Source organism: Streptomyces radicis (genome assembly GCF_003626575.1).
GTDB lineage: Bacteria > Actinomycetota > Actinomycetes > Streptomycetales > Streptomycetaceae > Streptomyces > Streptomyces radicis.
In genome coordinates, this window is the sequence record NZ_RBDY01000020.1 from 77,148 (window position 1) to 99,047 (window position 21,900).

General features: G+C 72.7%; 23 protein-coding genes. 21 read left to right on the top strand and 2 right to left on the bottom strand.

Annotated elements, in window-relative coordinates; genetic code table 11:
• The first annotated feature begins 33 nt into the window (after positions 1 to 33).
• The 15 genes from D7318_RS22605 to D7318_RS22675 all read left to right on the top strand — a co-directional run bounded on the left by D7318_RS22605 (position 34) and on the right by D7318_RS22675 (position 11,009).
• Entirely contained in the window at positions 34 to 912 is an 879-nt protein-coding gene (locus D7318_RS22605) for a hypothetical protein (RefSeq protein ID WP_230423972.1), read from the top strand.
• A 34-nt stretch (positions 913 to 946) separates the two neighbouring features.
• On the top strand, positions 947 to 1,693 hold the full coding sequence (gene cpaB / locus D7318_RS22610) for a Flp pilus assembly protein CpaB (RefSeq protein WP_120699010.1): 747 nt from the start codon (positions 947 to 949) through the stop codon (positions 1,691 to 1,693).
• A 14-nt stretch (positions 1,694 to 1,707) separates the two neighbouring features.
• A complete protein-coding gene (locus tag D7318_RS22615) occupies positions 1,708 to 2,931 on the top strand; it encodes an AAA family ATPase (protein WP_120699011.1) in 1,224 nt (407 codons plus the stop codon).
• Positions 2,928 to 3,302 (top strand): TadE/TadG family type IV pilus assembly protein, encoded by a 375-nt coding sequence (locus D7318_RS22620; protein ID WP_120699012.1) that lies wholly within the window; start codon positions 2,928 to 2,930, stop codon positions 3,300 to 3,302. Before D7318_RS22615 ends, D7318_RS22620 begins: the two co-directional genes overlap by 4 nt.
• A gap of 3 nt (positions 3,303 to 3,305) precedes the next feature.
• The gene (locus D7318_RS22625) at positions 3,306 to 3,686 is read left to right on the top strand and encodes a TadE/TadG family type IV pilus assembly protein (protein ID WP_120699013.1); all 381 of its coding nucleotides are present in this window, start codon (positions 3,306 to 3,308) and stop codon (positions 3,684 to 3,686) included.
• Between the two features lie 76 nt (positions 3,687 to 3,762).
• Entirely contained in the window at positions 3,763 to 5,103 is a 1,341-nt protein-coding gene (locus D7318_RS22630) for a CpaF family protein (RefSeq protein WP_120699014.1), read from the top strand.
• 2 nt (positions 5,104 to 5,105) lie between these two features.
• Positions 5,106 to 6,086: a type II secretion system F family protein gene (locus tag D7318_RS22635; RefSeq protein WP_120699015.1), complete on the top strand. Its 981-nt coding sequence runs from the start codon at positions 5,106 to 5,108 to the stop codon at positions 6,084 to 6,086.
• Positions 6,087 to 6,110: 24 nt separating this feature from the next.
• Positions 6,111 to 7,001, top strand: coding sequence for a DUF5936 domain-containing protein (locus D7318_RS22640; RefSeq protein WP_268987358.1), 891 nt, complete (start codon positions 6,111 to 6,113; stop codon positions 6,999 to 7,001).
• A gap of 130 nt (positions 7,002 to 7,131) precedes the next feature.
• Positions 7,132 to 7,437, top strand: coding sequence for a WXG100 family type VII secretion target (locus D7318_RS22645; protein ID WP_147437779.1), 306 nt, complete (start codon positions 7,132 to 7,134; stop codon positions 7,435 to 7,437).
• Between the two features lie 26 nt (positions 7,438 to 7,463).
• Positions 7,464 to 8,102 carry a hypothetical protein gene (locus D7318_RS22650; protein ID WP_120699017.1) on the top strand — a complete coding sequence of 213 codons (639 nt, stop codon included), beginning with the start codon at positions 7,464 to 7,466 and terminating at the stop codon, positions 8,100 to 8,102.
• Between the two features lie 33 nt (positions 8,103 to 8,135).
• Positions 8,136 to 8,447 (top strand): hypothetical protein, encoded by a 312-nt coding sequence (locus D7318_RS22655; RefSeq protein WP_120699018.1) that lies wholly within the window; start codon positions 8,136 to 8,138, stop codon positions 8,445 to 8,447.
• Between the two features lie 289 nt (positions 8,448 to 8,736).
• Entirely contained in the window at positions 8,737 to 8,943 is a 207-nt protein-coding gene (locus tag D7318_RS22660; RefSeq protein ID WP_120699019.1) for a hypothetical protein, read from the top strand.
• A gap of 41 nt (positions 8,944 to 8,984) precedes the next feature.
• Positions 8,985 to 9,536, top strand: a complete 552-nt coding sequence (locus tag D7318_RS32960) for a hypothetical protein (protein ID WP_183091482.1) — start codon at positions 8,985 to 8,987, stop codon at positions 9,534 to 9,536.
• An 83-nt stretch (positions 9,537 to 9,619) separates the two neighbouring features.
• Positions 9,620 to 10,228 (top strand): hypothetical protein, encoded by a 609-nt coding sequence (locus tag D7318_RS22670; RefSeq protein ID WP_120699020.1) that lies wholly within the window; start codon positions 9,620 to 9,622, stop codon positions 10,226 to 10,228.
• Between the two features lie 10 nt (positions 10,229 to 10,238).
• Entirely contained in the window at positions 10,239 to 11,009 is a 771-nt protein-coding gene (locus tag D7318_RS22675) for an OmpA family protein (RefSeq protein WP_120699021.1), read from the top strand.
• 6 nt (positions 11,010 to 11,015) lie between these two features.
• Here the strand turns inward: D7318_RS22675 and D7318_RS33480 are convergent, their stop codons facing one another.
• Positions 11,016 to 12,797, bottom strand: a complete 1,782-nt coding sequence (locus D7318_RS33480) for a serine/threonine-protein kinase (protein ID WP_220729755.1) — start codon at positions 12,795 to 12,797, stop codon at positions 11,016 to 11,018.
• A gap of 79 nt (positions 12,798 to 12,876) precedes the next feature.
• Between D7318_RS33480 and D7318_RS22685 the strand changes: the two genes are divergently transcribed.
• The 6 genes from D7318_RS22685 (at position 12,877) to D7318_RS22710 (ending at position 19,845) form a co-directional block, all read left to right on the top strand.
• Positions 12,877 to 13,419: a DUF1990 family protein gene (locus tag D7318_RS22685; protein ID WP_120699022.1), complete on the top strand. Its 543-nt coding sequence runs from the start codon at positions 12,877 to 12,879 to the stop codon at positions 13,417 to 13,419.
• A gap of 236 nt (positions 13,420 to 13,655) precedes the next feature.
• A complete protein-coding gene (locus D7318_RS22690; RefSeq protein WP_120699023.1) occupies positions 13,656 to 14,453 on the top strand; it encodes a prepilin peptidase in 798 nt (265 codons plus the stop codon).
• 190 nt (positions 14,454 to 14,643) lie between these two features.
• On the top strand, positions 14,644 to 15,411 hold the full coding sequence (locus D7318_RS22695; RefSeq protein ID WP_120699047.1) for an isoprenyl transferase: 768 nt from the start codon (positions 14,644 to 14,646) through the stop codon (positions 15,409 to 15,411).
• A 319-nt stretch (positions 15,412 to 15,730) separates the two neighbouring features.
• The gene (locus D7318_RS22700; RefSeq protein ID WP_120699024.1) at positions 15,731 to 17,032 is read left to right on the top strand and encodes a PhoH family protein; all 1,302 of its coding nucleotides are present in this window, start codon (positions 15,731 to 15,733) and stop codon (positions 17,030 to 17,032) included.
• 514 nt (positions 17,033 to 17,546) lie between these two features.
• The gene (locus D7318_RS22705; RefSeq protein WP_456243338.1) at positions 17,547 to 18,260 is read left to right on the top strand and encodes an aggregation-promoting factor C-terminal-like domain-containing protein; all 714 of its coding nucleotides are present in this window, start codon (positions 17,547 to 17,549) and stop codon (positions 18,258 to 18,260) included.
• Positions 18,261 to 18,423: 163 nt separating this feature from the next.
• Positions 18,424 to 19,845, top strand: coding sequence for an AI-2E family transporter (locus D7318_RS22710; protein ID WP_120699026.1), 1,422 nt, complete (start codon positions 18,424 to 18,426; stop codon positions 19,843 to 19,845).
• A gap of 112 nt (positions 19,846 to 19,957) precedes the next feature.
• Here D7318_RS22710 and D7318_RS22715 read toward each other — a convergent pair whose 3' ends face one another.
• Positions 19,958 to 21,790 carry an alpha/beta hydrolase gene (locus D7318_RS22715; RefSeq protein ID WP_329604593.1) on the bottom strand — a complete coding sequence of 611 codons (1,833 nt, stop codon included), beginning with the start codon at positions 21,788 to 21,790 and terminating at the stop codon, positions 19,958 to 19,960.
• Positions 21,791 to 21,900 lie beyond the last annotated feature (110 nt).

Sequence of the window (21,900 nt, forward strand, 5' to 3'; positions counted from 1 at the left end):
ACACGACGGGTGTTCAGCCTCGGGGGGAGCGGCATGCCGATTGCCATCGCGGTCACCAGCGCCGACCTCGTGCTGCCCGCCACCGACCAGCACACCCCCGGCGCCCATGTCCTCACCGCGCCCCGCGACCAGGACTTCCCCACCGCGCTCGCCGAGATGAGCGATCTCGTCGGCCGCCACGGCCATGTCATCGCCGTCCACCCCACCACCACGCCGCTGCCCTACGTCCAGCGGCTGCACGCGGTGCGCGCCATGCTGGAGTCCGACCGCATAGCCCTGCTGCCCAGCGCGCTCCCGCCGCTCGGCACCGCCGTGCTGGTCCGTCAGCTGCGCCAGCTGTCCGCGTGCGACTTCAGCCCCGGCGTTCTCGGCGCCTCGGCCCGGCTGCTCGCGCACTACATCTACGCGGGTGCGCTGCTCGCCTCAGGCAGCCGCCTCGACCGGGTGCCCGTCACCCTCCCCGCCCGGGGCGGCGCCCGCCCGTCCGGCGGCCAGTGCGCCGTGCTCGCCGGGCCCACTCCCCAACTGGTCCGCGCCGACGGCGAGGTCACGCTCGCCGGGCCGCAGTTCTCGACCACCCTCACCTACGCGCCCGGCACCCTGGGCAGCGAGTGGGTCACCAGCCGCCTCGCCAGGCAGTGGCAGGTGCAGGCCCTCCACCCCGTGCCCATGCCCGCCGAGTCCAGCGCGTGGTGGGCCACCGCCAAGCTGGTCGAGTTCGCCGCCGCCATCCCCGATGTGTCCCTGCTCTACCAGATGGTGAGCCAGATGCGGCAGGAAGCCTGTCACTGGTGCGGACTCACGCTCATCGGCGACCGCTGCGCGTTCTGCTCGGCCCCCGTGCGGCAGGACCGCCCCCCGCGCGCCATAGCGCCCGCGCGCCGCCGGGCACTCGCCCCCGGCGGCGGATGACGGGAATCACGACGGAGAGGGTAGAAGACGCCTCATGAACGCTCGCCAGCGACGCGGCATGCTCCTGCTGCTCGCATCGGTCCTGCTCGCCGTCGGCGCCTTCGCCGGCGTGCTCGCGGTGATCAACGACGTGGAGTCCAAGGTCGGTCCCGAGACGACCGCCTTCGAGCTGACCACCGACGTCGAGCCCTACCAGGAGGTGACGGCCGACCAGGTGCGCGAAGTGCGCATCCCCGAGCGCTACATACCGCCCTCCGCCGTCACCGACCTGGGCCAGCTCGACGACCAGGTCGCCGTCGGCCCCCTCGCCGAGGGATCCCTGCTGCAACGCGACATGCTCGCCGACCGGCCCGAACTCGACCCGGGCCAGCAGGAGATCGCCGTCATGATCGACGCCTCCACGGGCGTCGCGGGCAAGATCTATCCCGGCGCCTCGATCAACATGTACGCGGCGTTCAGCGTTCGCGAGGGGCAGGGCGACCAGGAGTCCGAGTACGAGGTCGTCCGGCTGATGGTGAACAACGCCGAGGTCATCGAGGTCGGCGACCTGACGGAGGTGGAGGACGACGACGAGAGGCGCGAGGCCGTGCCGATCACGTTCGCCCTCGACAACACCGACGCCCAACGCGTCACCTACGCCGAGGCGTTCGCCGAACAGGTCAGGCTCGCCCTGGTCGCCCCTGGCGACGAGGAGGAGATTCCGGAGGAGGAGCGTACGTACACCATCATTGGTGACATCGGCGGCACTCCCAACGCCGGGCTCGACGAGCTCTTCCCGTAGAACCAGGTGACCCGATGACGACGCGCATTCTTCCCGCGGTGGGCGACCCCGACACCGCCCGCTCGCTGATCACGCTGCTGAGCCAGCTCCCCGACAGCGAGCCGATGCGCCCCGTGCCCGACTCCACCACCCTCCTCGACACGTTGGCCTCCCTCACCCACGAGTCCGTCGCCGAGCTGCCGGACGTCGTGGTCGTCCACGAGCGCATGGGCCCGCTGCCCGCGCTCGAGCTGATCCGCGAGATCGCCCTGCGCTTCCCCGCGGTGGGCGTCGTCCTGGTCTCCGCCGCGCCCACCCCCGAGCTGTACTCCGCGGCCATGGACGCCGGAGCCCGCGGCCTGGCCGGGATCCCGCTCTCCTACGACGAGTTGGGCGCGCGCCTGGCCGCCGCCGCCCAGTGGGCCGCGGGGATGCGCCGCCACCTCGGCGCGGGCGAGCAGGCCCCCGCGGGTCCTGGCGGCCGCGTGATCACCGTCTCGGGCGCCAAGGGCGGCGTGGGCGCGACGTTGATCGCCACCCAGCTCGCCCTGGCCGCCCAGACGTCCGGGGCGTTCGAGCGCGGCGCCATCCTCGTCGACCTCGACCTGCTGTGCGGCGACGTCGGCTCGTACTTCGACGTGCAGTTCAGGCGCTCGGTCGCCGACCTCGCCGGGATCGCCGACATCGCGCCCCAGGTGCTCGCCGAGGCGGTCTTCTCCCATGAGACAGGGCTTTCCATGCTGATCGCGCCCGCCGAGGGCGAGCGCGGCGAGGACGTCAGCGAGGCCACCGCGCGCCAGCTGCTCGGCGCGGTCAGGGCCCGTTACGACATCGTCGTGGTGGACTGCGGCTCCCACATGAACAGCGCCAACGCCGCCGCCGTCGAGACCGCGGACGTCGCCCTGCTCGTCACCACGCCCGACGTCATCGCCGTGCGCGCCGTCAACCGCATGGTCCGCATGTGGGACCGGCTGCGCATCCGCAAGGCCGCCGACACCCTGACCGTCGTCAACCGCCTCGCCCGCAACAGCGCCATCCAGCCCCAGCTGATCTCCCGCATCACCGGTACGCAGGTGGCGCGCAACGTCGTCCCCGCCGGGTTCAAGGAGCTCCAGGAGGCCCAGGACGCGGGCCGCATCCAGGACCTCGACGCCAGGGGCCAGGTGCGCCGCGCGATGTGGGCGCTGGCCGCCGAGCTCGGCCTGACCGCCCCCGAGCAGGCCCCCGCGGGGGGCAGACGGCGGGGCAGACGGTCATGATCCGCGTGGCGGCGAGGGAGCGGGACCGCGGGGCGGTGCTGGTCGAGTTCGCGGGGCTCTTCCCGCTGATCCTGGTGATGGTGGGCGTCATCTGGCAGTGCATCGTGATCGGTTACACGTTCTCCCTCGCGGGCAACGCCGCCGACGAGGCCGCCCGCGCCGCCGCCGCTGCCGACGGCGACCCCGGCGCGGCCTGCGCCAGCGCGGCGCGCGAGCACCTGCCGAGCGCGTGGTCGGCCGACATCTCCTGCCCGCTGTCGGGGAACGTCCGCCAGGCCCGCGTCGCGCTGCGCGTCCCGGTGCTGTTCCCCGGCGCGATCAACCTCCCGATCACGATCACCGGCACCGCGGGCGCCGCCGAGGAGGGCTGAGCCATGGCCGGACGCAGGGGGCGGGGACGGGGGCGGCGGAGGCGCGACGACGGCGTCACCGCCGTGGAGTTCATCGGCTGGGTGCCGCTGCTCATCCTGGTGGCGCTGGCCGCGATTCAGCTGGGGGTCGTCGGGTATGCCGCCCAGCAGGCGGGCTCCGCCGCCCGCGCCGCGGCCCGCACCGCCGCCCAGGAGGACATCGAGGACGAGTACGAGAGCGCGGGCCACGCGGCCGTGAGCGAGTGGCTGACCGTCAGCATCGATCCCGTGGCGCTGTGCGGGGACGAGGCCACCGTGACCGCCCGCGTCTCGATCCCGTCCGTCCTGCCGTTCATGGACGCCTTCGGCAGCGCGTCGAGGACCGTCACGATGCCCTGCGACTGACCGTTGAGCCACCGACCGTTCAGCCATGTACACACCGAGGCACCACCGAGGCACCACCGAGGGGAAGGAGCGAGCGATGGGCCTGCGTTCCCGCGTCACCGCGCCCGACGAGCCCGTAGCCGCGGATCCCGGCGACGGGCGGCTCGTCGCGACATACCGCGCCAAGCTGCTCGAGGAGATCGACCTCGCCGAGATGTCGTCCCTCGACCTGAGCGAGCGCCGCGACCGCCTCGAACGCGTCCTCGGCCACATCCTCAGCCGCGAGGGCCCCGTCCTCTCCACCCAGCAGCGCGCCCTGCTGATCCGCCGCGTCGTGGACGAGGCGCTGGGCCTCGGCATCCTCGAGCCACTCCTCGAGGACGCCTCGATCACCGAGATCATGGTCAACGGCCCCGACCAGATCTATGTCGAACGCTCGGGCCGCGTCGAGCGCCTGCCGCTCCGCTTCGCCTCCGACGATCAGCTGATGCAGACGATCGAGCGCATCGTCTCCACCGTCAACCGCCGTGTGGACGAGTCGAATCCGATGGTCGACGCGCGCCTCCCCACCGGCGAGCGCGTCAACGTCATCATCCCGCCGCTCTCCCTCAGCGGCGCCACCCTCACCATCCGCCGCTTCCCCCGCGCCTACACCCTCCCCGAGCTCATCGGGTTCGGCACGGTCGACGAGCACCTGGTGATGCTGCTCTCCGGCCTGGTGCGCGCCAAGTTCAACGTCATCGTCTCGGGCGGCACGGGCTCGGGGAAGACCACGCTGCTCAACGCCCTCAGCGGCCTGATCCCCGAGGGCGAGCGCATCGTCACGGTCGAGGACGCGGCCGAGCTCCAGCTCCAGCAGAGCCATGTCATCCGCCTGGAGTCCCGCCCGCCCAACATCGAGGGCAAGGGCGAGGTCACCATCCGCGACCTGGTCCGCAACTCCCTGCGCATGCGCCCCGACCGCGTCATCGTCGGCGAGGTCCGCGGCGGCGAGACCCTGGACATGCTCCAGGCCATGTCCACGGGCCACGACGGCTCCCTGGCCACCGTGCACGCCAACAGCGCCGAGGACGCGCTGCTGCGCCTCCAGACCCTGGCCTCGATGTCCGAGCTCCAGGTGCCGTTCGAGGCCCTGCGCGACCAGATCAACAGCGCCGTCGACGTCCTCGTCCAGCTCGTCAGACACCCCGACGGCTCGCGCCGCATGGCCGAGATCGCCTTTCTCGCCTCGCACGGCCGCGAGCCGTTCCGCATCGCCACCGTCGCCGAGTTCCGCGCCGAGCCCATGGGCCACGACGGGCGCGTGCGCGGCAGGTTCCGGCACCACCCCGTGCCGCGCGCCGTCGCCGACCGCCTGTATCTGGCGGGCGAGCAGGTGCCGCACGCGTTCGGCGTCCACCTCGACGACAGCCATCTCGCCACCAGGGAGGCGAGCTGACCATGGAATCCCTCTCGCTCCTCGTCATCGGCCTCACCCTGCTCGCGCTCGTGTGCGCGGTCGCGGGCCTGCGGCTGTGGGCCACCGGGCGCGCCCAGCGCCGGGCCCTCATCGAGCGCCTCGCCGCCCCGGTGCCCGCCGCCGAGGGCGCGCCGGGGCAGCTGGGGCAGGCGGGGCAGGCGGGGCAGCCGGGGCGCCGCCGCCGCTTCGACGCGCTCGACCGGCGGCTGCGCGCCACCAAGGCCGGGCGGCGGCTGCGGCTCAAGCTCCAGGCCACGGGCCTCGACCTGAGCGTCGGCGAGTACGCCGCCTATGTCGTGATCGCCGTCGCCGCGCTGTGGCTGATCGCCTCGACGGTGCTCGCGCCGTTCTTCGGGCCCGTGTTCGCGGCCGTGGCCCTGTGGGGCGGGAACCTCTTCCTCGGCTGGCAGCGGGCCCGCCGCACCGAGCGTTTCATCGGCCAACTCCCCGAGCTGGCCCGGCTGATCGCCAACGGCACCGCGGCCGGGCTCGCCATGCGCACCGCGCTGTCCATGGCCGCCGAGGAGATGGAGGACCCGGCGGGCGCCGAGCTGGCCACCGTCGCCGACCAGCTGGCGGTCGGCCGCTCGTTGGAGGAGGCCCTGCACGAGCTGGGCGAGCGCCTGCCGTCACGGGAGCTGAACGTCCTGGTCACCACCCTCATCCTCGCCAACCGCGCGGGCGGCACCATCGTCGCGTCGCTGCGCAACCTCACGTCCACGCTCGAGGAGCGCAAGGAGACCCGCCGCGAGGTGCGCACGATGCTCGCCGAGATCAACGCCACCGCCGTCACCGTTCCGCTGCTCGGGCTCGGCGCGCTGCTGATGATCAACGCCATGCAGCCGGGCGCGCTCGGCCGCGTCACCGGCAGCCCCGGCGGGCAGATCGCCATGGTCGTGGCGCTCGCCCTGTACGTGGTCGGCTTCGTGGTGGTCCGGCGGTTCGGCCGGATCGACGTCTGACGGCGGCTGTAGGAGGCTTGGGTCGTGGGACTGCTTCTCGGGCTCGCCATGGGCGTGGCCGTCTTCGGCATCATCTCGGCGGTGCGCATGCTGCGTTCGGGCACGCCGCTCCCCGCCGACCTGGCGCTGGCCCTCGAGGTCGGCGCCTCGCGCGTGACGGCCACGGGCTCGGCCGTCGACCGGCTCGGCATGCGGTTCGCGCCCCTCGTGCTGCGGCTCATGGGCCCCAAGGCGGTGGACCGCAAGCGGCTGCGCATCGACCAGGCGGGGAACCCCGACGGGCTCACCCTCGACCGCTACGCCGCACGGCGCGCCGTCTACGGCATCTTCGGCGCGGTCACGGCGCTGATCTTCGTGACGGCGGGGTGGCCGTTCTTCGCGCTGTTCTCGATCGCCTTCGGCGCGCTGGCCGCCGACGCCGTCATATGGCAGGGCATCAGGAAGCGCCGCGACGTCATCGACCGCACCCTGCCCGACTTCCTCGACGTGCTGGCCGTCGTGGTCTCCGCCGGGCTCGGCTTCCGCCAGGCACTCGACCGCGTCTCCGCCCGCTACGCGGGGCCCTGGGCCGACGAGATCCGCGTCACGCTGCGCCAGATGGACATGGGCGTCTCGCGCCGCCAGGCGTTCGACGAGCTGCGCAGGCGCAACGACTCCGAGCCCGTCAACCAGTTCGTGACCGCGCTCCAGCAGGGCGAGGAGCTCGGCGCGCCGATCGCCGACACCCTGATCCAGATCGCCCGCGACATGCGCCGCACCGACGCGCAGCACGCCCGCCGCAGGGCCGCGAGGGCCATCCCGATGGCGACGATGGCGACGTTGTTCTTCATGGTCCCCGCCACCATGATCATCATCGTGACGGGCATGATCCTGGGCTCGGGCACGGACTTCTCCGGCATCCTCGGCGGCGACTGAGGGGCGTCGACCGACGGGCGTCGCGCGGCGCGCGCGGGGGGCGTTGCGCCGCTGTCGGCTTCCTGTGACGAACTTGTCGGGGCGCCCTCGGGGCGCGCCCCCTTAGGCTGGATGTGAGGGGGTGCTGCCCATGGGCCGCGACGGCGACATCGATGTCACTTACCAGGACATGCGCGATGCGGGCGACGATCTCATCGAAGCCAAGGGCGAGTTGCTGACCAAGCTCAACCAACTGCGGGCGTATGTCTCGGACCTCGTCAGGGACGGCTATGTCACGTCCGCGTCCTCGGGGGCGTTCGACCAGCAGTACCAGGTGTTCCACGACGGTGGGACGCAGGCGGTCGAGGCGCTCCAGGGGCTCGGGGACTTCCTGAAGGGCGCCGCCGACGGGTTCAGCAACCTCGACCAGGAGCTGGAGCAGGGGCTGCGCGAGTAGGGCGTCGCGGAGAGGGAGGAACGGTCATGGCCGACAAGTGGGTCGACGCGGTCGTCGTCGAGCGGCGCGAGTTCCGTATCTCGGTGCCGGACTCCTGGTGGGAGTTCGACCTGCGCCCCGAGACCAGGGACAGCAGCATCCGCCGCATGATCGACGAACGGGTCGCCGCCCAGCCGGAGATGGGCGAGTACCGGGAGGTCATCGCGTCGTTCCTGCGCCGCCAGGCCCGCCAGGCGTGGGACTCGGGCGCGGTGTACTGCGGCTGCATGGCGCAGAGCTTCGGCGGCAGCCCGCCGATCACGGCGTCGCTCACGGTCTCGATCGTCGGCGCGCGCACGTCGTCGGGGGAGATCCTGCCGACCGATCCCGCGTCCATCGTGGGGCAGTTGGGCAGCCGCCCCCGCGTGCGTCCCGGGGAGCCGTGGCGCGAGGTCTCGACGGTCGACATCAGGGACGTGGGCCCCGCGGCCCGCACGCGCGGCATCGAGGACATCCCGGTGCCGGGCGACACGCGCCATGTGCGGGCGGTGCTGATGCAGACGTACATCCCCGTCCCGGGGGAGCAGTCGGTGGCGCTCGTGGCGGGCAGCAGCCAGGTGCTCGACCTGGCCGACTCGTTCTTCGACGTCTTCGACGCGATCACGTCGACGTTCCGGTTCATCTGAGAGTCACTCGTGAAGTGAGGGGAGGCGCACAGGATGCCAGGCAGCGACGAGCGGCTCGCGATCCCGCTCGGCGAACTGTCCGAATTCGCCCCGCGGTTGCGGAGCGTCAAGGACTTCATGAATCGCACGGGGAACACGTTCGACCGGTACGACGACGCGCTGGGCGACAGCAGGGTGGTGGACGCGCTCGACGACTTCGTCAGCGGCTGGGAGGACGGCCGCGAGGACATCACCCAACAGCTCACGGGCCTCGCGGACATGGCCGACACGGTGGTCACCACGGTGAACGACTACGAGAACGAGCTGACCCGCTCCCTCACCGAGGGCGGCGAGAGCGGCGGCTGACTCCCGCCCGCGCCGGGGGGTTTCGCGACTCCGCGCACGGGGCACGGTGCCCCTTGCGCGGAGTCGAGGGTCGCGCTCAGCTATCGATGGCAACACAATGCCAACGGAACGGCCAGGTCTCTCTGCCCAAGCCGCGCTCGGTATGGCACAGTCGGTGCCGATAGCTGTACGCGTCGGCCCGCTGGGAGGGGATCGGGCATGGTGCACCCCGCCTTCGTACGCCGCGCCCCGCAGTACCGTGGCCAGGAGAGGCTGGCTGACGTCGGGTCAGCCGCAGGAGAGGGACGCCATGAGCAGGCTGCTGTCGACCTGGGGACAGACGATCAGAGACCGCCTGAGCGGCCGTTACTCGGACCGCGGCGCGGGCTTCGTGGAATACGCGGGCCTGCTGCTGCTGATCGCCGCGGTGGTGGTGGCCGTGCTGGCCCTCCCGTTGGAGACCACCATCGCCAACGCCATCAGGGACGCCGTCGGTCGCGTCGTGAACGCGGAGTAGCGTATGCCGACCGTGGGGCGGTCTTCCCGCTCTACATCTGGATGGTCAGCGCGCTGCTCGGCGTCGCCCTGACGCTGTTCGTCTTCGCCCAGGCCGCCGTCACCCGCAGCGCGGGGCAATCCGCGGCGGACGCGGCGGCGTTGGCCGCCGCGCAGGAGTCGAGGGACGAGCTCGTCGACGCGTTCTTCGACGCCATCGGCGAGGACGGGGAGATCGACCCCGGCGACATCCTCGACGGGGACGGCTTCGAGACGGGCTCAGCGTGCGACGCGGCGGCCAGGCTCGCCGACCGGAACGACGCGGACGTCCGCGGCTGCGGTCCCGCGGCCGACGGCATCGGCTTCACCGTTGTCGTCGAGACGCGCGACACCGTCGGCGAGTCGCTGATCCCCGGCACGGAGAGCCAGACGGCCAGGGCCGAGGCGACCGCCGTCATCGCGGGGGCGTGCGAGCTCAGGAGCGACGAGGACGACCGCGTGGAGCTCGAGTGCGAGGACGGCCCCGGCTGGATCTTCGACCCGGGCGACGAGGACCCGGACGAGGACGAACGCCCCGACGCGCGCGACCTGTTCGAGATCCACTTGGAAGACTGATCACCGAAGACCGACCACCACCGAAGACCGACGACCGAAGACCGACCAGCACCGACGCATCGAAGACAAAGGAATGGCGCCCGATGGACCTCCGTGACAGCAAGTCGCGCCTCATCTTGATCGTCGCCGCCCTGGGCGCGGCGCTCGTGATCGCCGTCGCCAGTTGCAGCGGAGGGGGCGACGGCGACGGTGACGAGGGTGCCACGGGACAGGAGTCGGGCCAGGACACGGAGAACGGCGACGGCGAGGACACCGGGGGCGAGCCCACCGACGACGGCGAGGGCGAGGCGCCCCAGGGCGAGCCGCTGGCCCAGGTGACCGGCGAGCAGGAGATCACCCTCACCATCAACGACGCCCGCCGCGAGGCGGGCGGCTTCCTGACCGTCGAGGGCACCCTGACCAACGGCGGTGGCGAGCCCTGGGGGGACGGGGCGTGGGCGGGCGCCGAGCGCGAGCTCGCCGGGAACGACTTCTCCATGGCGGGCGCCAGCCTGGTCGCCCAGGAGGAGGGCCGCCGGTATCTGATCCTCCGCGACACCGAGGGCCGTTGCCTGTGCACCAACTTCGGCCTCCTGATCAACTCGGGGGACACCGTGAACTGGTTCGCCCAGTTCCCCGAGCCCGAGGCCGAGACGACCGAGGTCGACTTCAACATCGGCCAGCTGCCCCCCGCCACCATCCAGATCCGCTGAGAGGACCGCGATGAGGTACGTGCCGCACCACCCCGGCCGTTCGGCGTTGGCCGTGATGACGGGGGCCGCCCTCATGGTCCTCGGCGCGCCCGCGATCGCCGCCGCCCAGGACGAGCAGAGCCCGCCCGCCGAGCAGCCGCCCGAGTACGTTCCCCCCGCGCCCCCGGAGATCGACCCCCAGGCCGCGGGCCTGATGCTGGGCGACGGGGCGACCCTGGCCGAGCCGCGCGTGATCGAGATCTCCTTCGTCTGGGTGGACATGGGCACGGGCGAGACCGGTGGCGGAAGCCCTTCGCCGGAGCAGCCGGAGCAGCCGGAGACGGGCGGTGCCACCGGGGGCGACACCGGGGGTGACGACGGCGGCCAGGAGCCGAACGGCGGCGGTGGCGGCGGCGAGCAGCGCGAGGAAGTGACCGGCGACACGCACAAGTTCACGTTGCAGACCGACGTCATCTTCGGCGAGGGCAGCGACGAGATCACCGACGAGTCGCGCGAGGCGCTCATGGACGTCGCCGCCGCCATCGACGAGTACCAGCCCACCCAGGTCAACATCTTCGGGTTCACCGACGACCAGGGCTCGTACGAGAGCGGCGTGACCCTGTCCGACGCCCGGGCCAGGAACACCCACCAGGTGCTTCTCGACCTGATCGCGGACCCGGTCGGCATACAGTTCAACGTCCGCGGCTACAGCGAGGACTACCCGCTCTTCGACAACAGCACGGAGGAGGGCAGGGAGGGCAACCGCCGCGTGGAGATCTCCTGGCCCACCACCGGGGACTGACCGCGCTCAGATGTTCGGCTTCCACTGGGTGGCCGTGGTGATGTAGGTGCGCAGGTCGCGGTTGTTGGGGTTGACCTCGATCCTGTCGATCCACAGCAGCACCACGGTCGCCTCCGGGGTCTCCACGCAGATCCCGGTGTCCTCACGCAGCGTGACGTCCCGCAGGATGTCGTCGGGCGGGACGGGGTTCGGCAGGGGCGCGTCGTGCGCGGCGCCGGCGCACTCCTCGGCGGTGGGCTCGGGGTTGTCGAGGGACCCCACGAAGAGCTCGGGGGTGAACGAGATCCCGTCCTCGACCACGCTGTCGTCGTCGCAGAACATGTACTCGATGTCGGGTTCGGCCCCTCGGTGGTCGAAGCTCCCGTTGGGCACGCCGGTCTGGGCCGCCAGCTCCTCCAGGTCGATCAGCGTCATGTTGGCCCCGAGGCACTGCCCGCCGCTCACATTGCGCTCCTCGTGGAACAGCGGTGCGCGGATGTCCAGTTGGACGTTCTCCTGGGCCACGTAGTACGGCGCGTCCGGGTCGGTGTCAGGGGGAGGGGTGTCCTGGCCGCCCTCGTCGCCACCGGAGGACCGCTCGTCCGCCGGCGTCTCCTCCGCCTCGTCCCCCTGCCCGTTCCCGCCCGACGCGGTGTCGGCTCCGGCGTCCGAGCCGCTGCCCTGCGAGCCGCCCGACTCGTCGTCGCCGCCCGCGAGTTGCACCGCGAGCAGCCCGCCGACCAACGCCGCCACCACCGCCGTCGCCACCACCAGGATCGCCGTCCTGCGGCGGGGCGCGCCGCCAGGACCGGCGGTGAGCGGCGCCGTCGTCGGCGGGGTCGCGGGCGGCGGTGGCAGGGGCGAGGCGGCGGGCGTGGGCGGGGTGGCCGGGGCGGGCGGGCGGGCGTGGAGGCGCTGGGTGACCTCGGCGGCCAGCGGCGCGGGCAGCCAGCTGTCGCGGCGCTGCAACGTCTGCCCCGGCGCCAGCGCGCGGCACGCGTCGATCACCTGCGCCGGGGTCGGCCGCGCCGCCGGGTCCTTGGCCAGGCACGCCGCGACCAGCCCCCGCAACGCCTCGGGCAGCGCCGACAGGTCGGGCTCCTCCTGAACGATCCGGTACATCACCGCGTGCGCCGCGCCCTCGCCGAACGGATGCCCGCCCGTCGCCGCGTAGTGCGTGACGATGCCGAGCGCGAACACGTCCGTCCCCGGCGTGGCCGACGCGCCCGTGATCTGCTCGGGCGCCATGTACGACGGGGTGCCCACCCGGACGTCCGTGCCGGTCAGCGCCGTGACATCGGCCGCGCGCGCGATGCCGAAGTCGATGACCTTGGGGCCCTCGGCCGACAGCAGGACATTGCCCGGCTTGAGGTCGCGGTGGATGATGCCCGCCGCGTGGATCGACTGGAGCGCCTCGGCGACCCCGCCGACCAGCAGCAGCACCGTCTCGACCGGCAGCGGGCCGGGGCCGCGCACCACGTCGGAGAGCGAGAGGCCCGGCACATAGGCGGTGGCGAGCCAGGGCGCCGCGCCCTCGGTGTTGCTGTCGAGCACCGGCACGGTGTAGACGCCCTGCACCTGGCGGGCCGCCCGCACCTCGAGCTCGAACCTCCGCCGGAACTCCGGGTCCTCCGCGAACTCGCTGCGCACCACCTTGAGCGCCACCGGCTGCCCGCCGCGCGTATAAGAGAGGTACACGCTGCCCATGCCGCCCGAGCCCAGCCGCGCCTGGAGGCGGTATCCGGCCACCTCGCGTGGATCCGTGGGACCGAGCGGAGCGAACTGCGAAGGTGTCTGGTGCGGCGTCATGCGTGGTCCCCCGGGTGCGCGGACGGCGTGAGGTGCATCGTAGGACGCCGGACCCGAACCGGCAGAAGGAGGGGCTCAGATGAACGCCACCCCCGGCGACCTCACCTACGCGCCGCACGTCGGCGCGACCGCGAGGGAACGCCCCGACCCGCTGCCCCCGCCCGGCTACCGGCTGCTGCGGGCGCGCGTCCGCGTGGGCGAGGGGCCCGACGACCTCGCCGAGGCCGGGCGGATCGTCACCATGTGGGGCATGCACCGCGCCGCCGGGTTCAGGGTGGCGGCCGACGAGCCCCGCGCGCGGCCCGGGGTCGTGGTCGACGCCTCCCTCGGCGCGGGTCCGCTGCGCCTCCCCGCGCCCTGCCGCGTCGTGTGGACGGTCGACGAGCCCGACCGCGTCGGCTTCGCCTACGGCTCGCTGCCAGGGCATCCGCTCACCGGCGAGGAGGCGTTCGAGGTGGAACGCGCGGAGGACGGCGCGGTGTGGCTGAAGGTCACCGCGTTCAGCAGGGGCGCCACGTGGTACACCCGCGCCGCGTGGCCCCTCGTCGGGGTGGTGCAACGCGCGATGGCCCGGTGGTACGGGCGGTCCCTGCGCCGCACCGTCCGCGCCCGACAGCGGTGAGTGGTCGCCTCGCCCAGGGGGTCACGCGGCCAAGAACCGTGCGGTATCGTTCCCCTCATGTTGGCAGCCGCTGACATCTTTTACGCCAGCGTCGTCACTCCCACCCCGGCGACGGCTGGCGGGGCGGACCGTGAGCCACCCCCCCGCTCCGGTCCGGCCCCATTCCACGGGCCGGTCTGCCCTTCCCCCCCACTCGGGCAGGCCGGCCCGCCCTACGCCAGGACTACGCTGCGGGCGTGCATCCCCTCCTGATCGCGGTGGCCCTCTGCTTCGGCGCCTGCGCCGGCCCTTTGCTCGTCAGGGCGGCGTACCGGCTGTCCGTGCCGCCGGGGGAGCCCTGGCGCCGCGCCTGCCCCGCCGGGCACCCGCTGGCCCCCCACCCCAAGGGCTGGCTCGGTCCGGGCCGGTGCGCCGACTGCGCCGCCGCCATCGGCGGTCCCGGCCCGACGGCGGACGACGGGGCGAACGACGCGGCCGTCGGGGGCCCGGGCTACGGCACCTCGCCGCTCCGCCTCGCCGCCGTCACCGCCGCGTGCTGCGCCGCCCTGGCCGCCGCCGTCGGCGCGCGGCCCGAGCTCGTGGTGTGGCTGCTCGCCGTCCCGGTCGTCGTCCTGCTCGCCACCGTCGACCTGGCCGTGCAGCGGCTGCCCGACGTGCTGACCCTGCCGCTGGCCCTCGGCGTGGTCGCCGGGCTCGGGATCGCCTCCCTCTTCGACGCGGCCGATGGCGACCTGGGCCGCGCGCTGCTCGGAGGGGCGGTGCTCAGCGGCGTCTACTTCGTGCTGTTCCTGATCAACCCCCTGGGCATGGGCTTCGGCGACGTCAAGCTCGCGATCACCATCGGCGTCGCCCTTGGGTGGTACGGCTGGGACGCGCTCGTGCTGGGGACGTTCGTGGGCTTCCTGCTCGCCGCCGGATACGGGGGCGCGCTGGTCATCGCCCGCAGGGCGGGCCGCGGAACGACGGTGGCGTTCGGCCCCTTCATGGCCGCGGGCGCGCTCGCCGCCCTGATCGTCGCGGGACTCGCCAGCTGAATTGTCGCCGAGGTTGCGCCCACGAAGGCCACGGATGCGTTACGGTGGAATCCCCCCCTCGGGCCGGTCCGTATCCCCCCCACGGACCGGCCCGCTTCTGTTGTCGGGGGCGGTGCGCCGCGGGCGCTAGGGTGTGGGTGCCGGTGCAGGGGAGAGGGCACGGAGGGCCATGCAGGCGTTCACACAAACCATGAGGAACACACTCCGGCGGCTCGCCGTGCGGCTCTACGCCCGGCGCGTCGAGGGCCGTCTCGACACCGACAGGGGGCCCAAGCACATCGGGGTCATCCTCGACGGGAACCGCCGCTGGGCCAAGGCCGCGGGCAGCACCACCAAGCAGGGCCACGAGGCGGGCGCCGCCAAGATCCGTGAGCTGCTCGGCTGGTGCGAGGAGACGGACGTCGAGGTCGTCACCCTCTGGCTGCTCTCCACGGACAACCTCAACCGAGCCCCCGAGGAGCTGACCCCGCTGCTCTCCATCGTCGAGGGCGCCGTGCGCGACCTCGCCGAGGACGGCCGCTGGCGGGTCAACCACGTGGGCGCGCTCGACGTCCTGCCGGAGCGCACCCGGCGCGTGCTGCGCGAGGCCGAGGATCTCGCCAGGGACCGCGCCGGGATACTGGTCAACGTCGCGGTCGGGTACGGCGGCCGCCAGGAGATCGCCGACGCCGTCCGCTCGCTGCTCGCCAAGCGGGCCGCCGAGGGGCAGTCCCTCTCGCAGGTCGCCGAGTCGCTCGAGGTCGAGCACATCGCGGAGCACCTGTACACCCGGGGGCAGCCCGACCCCGACCTGGTGATCCGCACGAGCGGCGAGCAGCGGCTGTCCGGATTCATGCTCTGGCAGAGCGCTCATTCGGAGTACTACTTCTGCGAGGTCTTCTGGCCCGCGTTCCGCAAGGTCGACTTCCTGCGGGCCCTGCGCGACTACGCGGCCCGGCACCGGCGTTACGGGGTCTGAGCCCCGCGCGGCGGGGTGGTGCGGGCGGCGGGCGACGCTCCGGGGCGGTGCCGCCCCGGAGCGTTCTTCGCATGAGATGCGCAGCGAGCGGGCATATTCCACGCGGACCGCGCGTCGGTGCGGTCCGCCGGGAGGCCCGTTTGCGCACCACGACACCCCTCACTGAGCGGGGGAGCGGGGCCGGCACCCGGCCCGTGCGTGTCGGGCCGGCGCCGGCCGTCTCGACCCCCGGCGCCCTGGGCGCCTTGTTCCCCGCACCTCATCCGAGGGGGTTCGTCCACTCGTGGCCATCAGCAAGAAGCGTTCGAACGACCGGCGTATGTATGTCCTGGACACCAGTGTCCTGCTTGCCGACCCTGCGGCCATCACCCGCTTCGACGAGCACGAGGTCGTCCTTCCGGTCGTCGTCATCTCCGAGCTCGAGGCGAAGCGGCACCATCCCGAGCTGGGCTATTTCGCGCGGCAGGTGCTGCGCAGGCTCGACGAGTACCGCGTGCGGTTCGGGCGTCTCGACACGCCCCTGCCGATCGGTGACCTCGGCGGCACGCTGCGCGTCGAGCTGAACCACTCGGATCCGGCCGTGCTGCCCCCCGCCATGCTGAACGAGCGGGGCCGCCTCGCGGACAACGACTCGCGCATCCTGGCCGTCGCCCGCAACCTCCAGGCCGAGGGGCACGACGTCACCGTCGTCTCCAAGGACCTGCCGTTGCGCATCAAGGCGTCGTCGGTGGGGCTCGCGGCCGAGGAGTACCGCGCCGAGCTGGCGATCACGGACTCCGACGGGTGGACGGGCCTGGTCGAGATGACGCTGGGCGCCGAGGCCGTGGACGAGCTGTTCGCCGCGGAGAGCGTCGCGGACGACGCGGCCGCCGAGCTGCCCGTGCACACGGGTCTCGTCATCTCGTCCGAGCGCGGCAAGGCGCTCGGGCGGGTCACCCCCGACGGGCGGGTGAAGCTGGTACGCGGGGACCGCGAGGCGTTCGGCATCCACGGGCGCAGCGCCGAGCAGCGGATCGCGCTCGACCTGCTGCTCGACCCCGAGGTGGGGATCGTGTCCATGGGCGGCAGGGCGGGCACGGGCAAGTCGGCGCTCGCGCTGTGCGCGGGGCTCGAGGCGGTGATGGAGCGTCGGCAGCACAGCAAGGTGATGGTCTTCCGTCCGCTGTACGCGGTGGGCGGCCAGGACCTCGGCTATCTGCCGGGCACCGAGGCCGAGAAGATGAACCCCTGGGCCCAGGCCGTGTTCGACACGCTGTCGGCGGTCACGACGCGCGAGGTGATCGAGGAGGTCGTGGCGCGCGGGATGCTCGAGGTGCTGCCGCTGACGCACATCAGGGGCCGGTCGCTGCACGACGCGTTCGTGATCGTCGACGAGGCGCAGTCGTTGGAGCGCAACGTCCTGCTGACGGTGCTCTCGCGGATCGGCCAGGACTCGCGCGTGGTGCTCACCCACGACGTGGCGCAGCGGGACAACCTCAGGGTGGGCCGGTACGACGGCGTGGCCGCGGTGGTGGAGAAGCTCAAGGGGCATCCCCTCTTCGCGCATGTGACGTTGACGCGTTCGGAGCGGTCGCCGATCGCCGCGCTGGTGACGGAAATGCTGGAGGACGGCCGTATTTGACGGATTTACTCCGCGTTGTCTTCGCGTCTTCTCCGGACGCCGTCGCTCGCCCGCGCCGAAAGGCGCGGGCGAGCGCATTCACGCCGCTTTCGTGCGTCATTCGGCGAAACGGACGTCGTGGTCGTAATCGCCGCGCGGCGTCGCCGCCTTGGGGGACGAACGCGCTGGCAGGGGCGTTGCGAACGCCTTTTCGCGGTTTGGCAAGGCCATCCGCCCTGTGAGCTTTCCCACAGAGGGCTGAATTGCCTCGGGGTATCCGCGTCCGGCAGTGTGTGCGTCTGTCAGGCCCCGCATACGGCATGGGTGTCCCCAAGGACACCGCAAGGACTGCGTCTTACAACTGAACAGCCGCTCGCCGTATGCCGCCCGCACCACTCGAAGGTTCCGCAGGTTCGCCGCGCGGGACCCCGACCGGGCCAGTGCCTCCCCGCCCAACGTTCCAACGGGAGGCCCGTGTCAGGGGCACGATTGCGCCCGCAGGGTTTCCGAGCGGGCGATGTCGGAAGGAAACCGTGTGACCGGGATGTCGGTCCGGGGATTCGCAGTGGCGTCCGCCACGGCGGTGACCACCGTCGGCGCGGCCGTCGGTGTCGCGTCGGGTGAGGACCAGTCCACCGCCACCGGCGATGTCGAGGTCGTCGCAGCAGACGCGACGCTGCTCGCCGAGATACCCGCTGGCACGAACGTGCAGGCCCACGCCGCCGCGCTGACCCAGCAGGCGGACGTCCAGGCAAGCGCCGCCGACAGCGACGCCAGGCGCCAGGCGCAGGAGGCCGCTCGCATCCAGGCCGCCGAGGCCGCGTCGGAGCGCAGGGCCGAGGCGGAGCGCGAGGCGCAGGAGGAGGCCGAGCGGGAGGAGGCCGAACGCGCCGCCCTCGAGGCGCAGTCCGCCTCGTCGTCGGCCGGGTCGGGTGACTTCCCGATCCAGTCCTCCTACAGCAAGGCCGAGATCCAGGCCATGGCCCAGCAGATGGTCGCCGCCGACCAGTACACGTGCTTCTCGGCGATCGTCCAGCACGAGAGCGGCTGGGACTACACGGCGACCAACCCGAGCTCGGGCGCCTACGGCCTGATGCAGGCGCTGCCGGGCTCCAAGATGGCATCGGCCGGCGCCGACTGGCAGACCAACCCCGCCACCCAGATCAGCTGGGGCCTGAACTACATGGACGACCGCTACGGCAGCCCGTGCGGCGCCTGGGAGTTCTGGCAGGCCAACAACTGGTACTGAACGCCGCACAGCGTCGCGTTCCACGCGTGGGAGAAGCCCCGTGCCGCACCGGCGCGGGGCTTCGGCGTCGGTGCGTTACCCGGTGGAGACCCGCTCGCCACCCGCCGCACGGTAACGTCCCTACCGCATCGCGGTGAGATTCATGGGGGCGGAGGGACGAGGGATGTCGAGACTTGACCGGGTGAAGACCGGCGTGACCCGCGCGGCGTCGCGGGTGTCCGGTTTCCGGGCGGCGGCGGAGCGCGAGCAGGAGCGCCGCGAGCACGAGGCGGGGGAGCGCGGCGAGGCGGAGGCCGAGGCCGCGGGCGTGGTGGACGAGACGCCGCCGCGCCCGACGCTCGCGAAGGCCGAGCCCGGCGGTGAGCCGCCGCCCGAGCCCGAGCCCGCGGCGGAGGGCGGCCGGGCCGAGCCGCCGGGGGGCGAGCCACCGGCGCCGCCCGTGCCGTTGCGGCCGCGGCCCGCCGAGGCGATCCCGTGGGGCGTGCGCGTCGCGGCCGAGGCCGGGTGGCGCATGCTCGTGCTCGCGGGCGTGATCTGGGTGCTGATGCAGGTGGTCGGGGCGGTCAGCCTGCTGGTCATCTCGTTCGCCGCTGGTCTGCTGATCACCGCGCTGCTCCAGCCGTTCGCCGGCTGGCTCAAGCGCGTCGGCTTCGGCCGCGGGACCTCGACCGCGGTGACCGCGTTCATCGGGTTCGCGGTGATGGGCCTGATGGGCTGGTTCGTGGTGTGGCAGGTCATAGAGAACAGCGAGGACCTCTCCACCCAGGTGCAGGAGGGCGTCGAGCGCCTGCGGAACTGGGTGTTGGAGCTGCCGTTCGAGATCACCGAGGAGAACCTCGACGAGTGGGTCGACAACATCAACGGCTGGATCGCCGACAACACCGACACGTTGACCTCGGCCGGGCTCGAAGGCGTCAACTACGTCGTGGAGTTCGCGACCGGCGCCGGTCTGACGCTCTTCATCGTGCTGTTCCTGCTCTACGACGGGCGGGGCGTGTGGCACTGGTTCCTGCGCCTCGTGCCGCGGGCGGCGCGTGAGGGCGTCGCGGGCGCCGGGCCGCGCGCCTGGATCACGCTCACGGGGTATGTGCGCGGCACGGTGATAGTCGCGCTGATCGACGCGGTCGGCATCGGGATCGGCCTGTTCGTCATCGATGTGCCGATGGCCGTGCCGCTCGCGGTGATCGTCTTCGTGTCGGCGTTCGTGCCGCTGGTCGGCGCGATCGCCTCGGGGGCGCTGGCCGTTCTGGTCGCGCTGGTGACCAACGGCGTGGTGGACGCGGCGCTCGTGCTCGGCGTCGTGCTGCTGGTGCAGCAGATCGAGGGCCACATCCTCCAGCCGTTCATCCTGGGCCGAATGGTCCGCGTGCACGCGCTCGCGGTGGTCCTCGGCGTGGCCGCGGGCTCGATGCTGGCCGGGATCCCCGGCGCGGTCGTGTCGGTGCCGCTGATCGCCGTGACGAGCACGGTCGTCAGCTATCTGAAGGCGTACCAGGAGGAGGTGGACCGCCGCGCCGGGGTCTCGGGCGGCGGCGGTGGCGCGACCATCGCCGAGGTCTCCCCCGCTGTGGAGCCGCCCCGCTGAGCTCGCCCCACCGAGGGCCGAACGCCCCGGGCCAGGACCGCCGTCGACGGTTCGGGGCCCGGGGCGTTCCCGTGGCCGTCCAGGGGTCGTGCGGGGGTCGTGCGGGGGGTCTTCAGCCCGCCCAGCCGCGCCGCGGGGGGTGGCGGACCTCGAGGAGCCAGCCGAGCCGGTCCGTGTCGGTCGCCGTCCACCCCTCGGGCGGCGCGATGGCGGCCCACGCGTCCACGGGGCCTGAGCCGTAGCGGTGCCCGTGCGGGGCGGGGGAGGTGTAGGAGACGGCCATGTCCACGGTCGTCTGCCAGAAGGTGACAAAGGGGAACCAGTCGATGGAGCCGGTCACATCGGGCCCCAGCGGCTCGTTCAGCCACTCGGGCCGCTTGAACAGCAGGTCGGGCGACCACCAGACGACCGGGTCAGAGGCGTTCTGGAGGTAGACGACGCGGGGCGTGTCCCACGGCTGCCCGTCGGGCCGCAGCAGGTCGCGCTCCGGGAACTGCGCGAAGCGGACGTGCCGCCCCCGGTCGTACTCGGGGCGCCAGATCGGGCTTCCCGCGTCGCGGCTGTCCCGCAACGCGCTGTGGATCGGGCTGAAGTCGGGCGGCCCGATCAGCAGGGCGCCGTCCGTCCTGGCGATCAGGTCGTCCAGGTCGTCGAACGCCGACTCGATCGCGGCGACGGCCAGGCTCTCGCCGAAGACCAGCAGCCGCGGTCTGTCGCCCTCGGGCTCCTGCTCCCACCGCGCGTACACGGCGTCGAACAGCGCCTCGGTGGCAAGACCCGCCTCGTTGCGGTCCACCATGAACGACGCCCAACTCGGCAGGTACGAGTACTGCATCGTGACCACGGCCGTGTCGCCGCCGTGCATGAACTCGAGCGCCTCCACGGTCGTGGGGTTGACCCAGCCCGTGCCCGTCGTGCCGGTCACGGCGAGCACCGCGCGGTCGAACGCGCCCGTGCGCTCCAGCTCCCGCACGGCCAGCTCGGCGCCGTCCGCGTAGTCGTCGTAGGAGGCCCTGCCGACATAGGCGCGGACCGGGTCCATCGCGTCCTCGCCGGTGAAGCCGGAGATCTCCTCGCCCGAGATGGCGGTGCCGGTGAACGTCCTGCCCTTGTTCCCCAGGTCCTCCCACGCGATGAGCGAGTCGGGGCTGCCGGAGAGCAGCGGCGAGAACGGCCGCATCACGCCAGGATCGGTCGAGCGGTCCTTGGCGGCGGCGATCCGGTCGGCCACCTCCAGGATCCCGCGGTCCCACACGACGTCCCGCGTGCCGATCACCACGACGGTCGTGGACAGGGCGAGCCCGAGCGCCACGGCCACGGGCCACGGCACGAACCGGCTCAGGAGCTGGGTGAGCAGCCGCGTGCCGAGCCGCACCGAGCGGGCGACCACGAGCAGCAGGGCGAGCATCACGAGCGAGATGGCCGTGATCATCAGCGAGTGCCACGTCAGGGTCGGCGGCAGGGCCTGGAGCCTGCGCAACTCCCGCTGCATGTCGGCGCTCTGGCCCAGCATGATCGCCACCGCGAACGGCAGCAGCACCAGATATCCCAGCCACGCCCGCGCCCGCACCCGCTGGCTGGGCCGCCACGGCGAGACGACCCGGAAGAGCCAGCTGAGCAGCGCGCCGAGGCCGTAGCCGATCGCGGCCGTGATGCCCCCGATCGCGCCCTGGTAGTACCACGGGCGCGGCACGAGCGAGGGGGTGAGGGAGAGCCAGAAGAAGAACGTCGCGGCCAGGCACGCGGTGAGATCGGGCCAGCGGCGCACCACCCAGCGGGACCCCGGCCGTTCCCAGTAGGGCTTGCGGGCGACCCGTATCGCCACGACCGCGACCGAGCGCAGCGCGCCGCGCGCCTCCTGCGCGCCCGCGGTCACGGCTCGGGCGGCCGGCGCCGTCAGGGCCGCGCCCCCGGGCTCCGCATCAGGCGCCGTCTGCTCAGCCACGTCGTCTCCGCCCCGTTCGCCCTGCCCGTTCGCCCTGCCCTGCGTCCTTCATCACGCTAGGGGATCAGACGCGGGCGCGGTACGCGGCGTTGCCACGTTGGAGCCTTTCC

Excerpts from the sequence above, each read along its gene's own strand:
- D7318_RS22605 (WP_230423972.1), top strand. The coding sequence starts at position 34 with ATGCCGATTGCCATCGCGGTCACCAGCGCCGACCTCGTGCTGCCCGCC.
- cpaB (WP_120699010.1), top strand. The coding sequence starts at position 947 with ATGAACGCTCGCCAGCGACGCGGCATGCTCCTGCTGCTCGCATCGGTC.
- D7318_RS22615 (WP_120699011.1), top strand. The coding sequence starts at position 1,708 with ATGACGACGCGCATTCTTCCCGCGGTGGGCGACCCCGACACCGCCCGC.
- D7318_RS22620 (WP_120699012.1), top strand. The coding sequence starts at position 2,928 with ATGATCCGCGTGGCGGCGAGGGAGCGGGACCGCGGGGCGGTGCTGGTC.
- D7318_RS22625 (WP_120699013.1), top strand. The coding sequence starts at position 3,306 with ATGGCCGGACGCAGGGGGCGGGGACGGGGGCGGCGGAGGCGCGACGAC.
- D7318_RS22630 (WP_120699014.1), top strand. The coding sequence starts at position 3,763 with ATGGGCCTGCGTTCCCGCGTCACCGCGCCCGACGAGCCCGTAGCCGCG.
- D7318_RS22635 (WP_120699015.1), top strand. The coding sequence starts at position 5,106 with ATGGAATCCCTCTCGCTCCTCGTCATCGGCCTCACCCTGCTCGCGCTC.
- D7318_RS22645 (WP_147437779.1), top strand. The coding sequence starts at position 7,132 with ATGGGCCGCGACGGCGACATCGATGTCACTTACCAGGACATGCGCGAT.
- D7318_RS22650 (WP_120699017.1), top strand. The coding sequence starts at position 7,464 with ATGGCCGACAAGTGGGTCGACGCGGTCGTCGTCGAGCGGCGCGAGTTC.
- D7318_RS22655 (WP_120699018.1), top strand. The coding sequence starts at position 8,136 with ATGCCAGGCAGCGACGAGCGGCTCGCGATCCCGCTCGGCGAACTGTCC.
- D7318_RS22660 (WP_120699019.1), top strand. The coding sequence starts at position 8,737 with ATGAGCAGGCTGCTGTCGACCTGGGGACAGACGATCAGAGACCGCCTG.
- D7318_RS32960 (WP_183091482.1), top strand. The coding sequence starts at position 8,985 with ATGGTCAGCGCGCTGCTCGGCGTCGCCCTGACGCTGTTCGTCTTCGCC.
- D7318_RS22670 (WP_120699020.1), top strand. The coding sequence starts at position 9,620 with ATGGACCTCCGTGACAGCAAGTCGCGCCTCATCTTGATCGTCGCCGCC.
- D7318_RS22675 (WP_120699021.1), top strand. The coding sequence starts at position 10,239 with ATGAGGTACGTGCCGCACCACCCCGGCCGTTCGGCGTTGGCCGTGATG.
- D7318_RS33480 (WP_220729755.1), bottom strand. The coding sequence starts at position 12,797 with ATGACGCCGCACCAGACACCTTCGCAGTTCGCTCCGCTCGGTCCCACG.
- D7318_RS22685 (WP_120699022.1), top strand. The coding sequence starts at position 12,877 with ATGAACGCCACCCCCGGCGACCTCACCTACGCGCCGCACGTCGGCGCG.
- D7318_RS22695 (WP_120699047.1), top strand. The coding sequence starts at position 14,644 with ATGAGGAACACACTCCGGCGGCTCGCCGTGCGGCTCTACGCCCGGCGC.
- D7318_RS22700 (WP_120699024.1), top strand. The coding sequence starts at position 15,731 with ATGTATGTCCTGGACACCAGTGTCCTGCTTGCCGACCCTGCGGCCATC.
- D7318_RS22710 (WP_120699026.1), top strand. The coding sequence starts at position 18,424 with ATGTCGAGACTTGACCGGGTGAAGACCGGCGTGACCCGCGCGGCGTCG.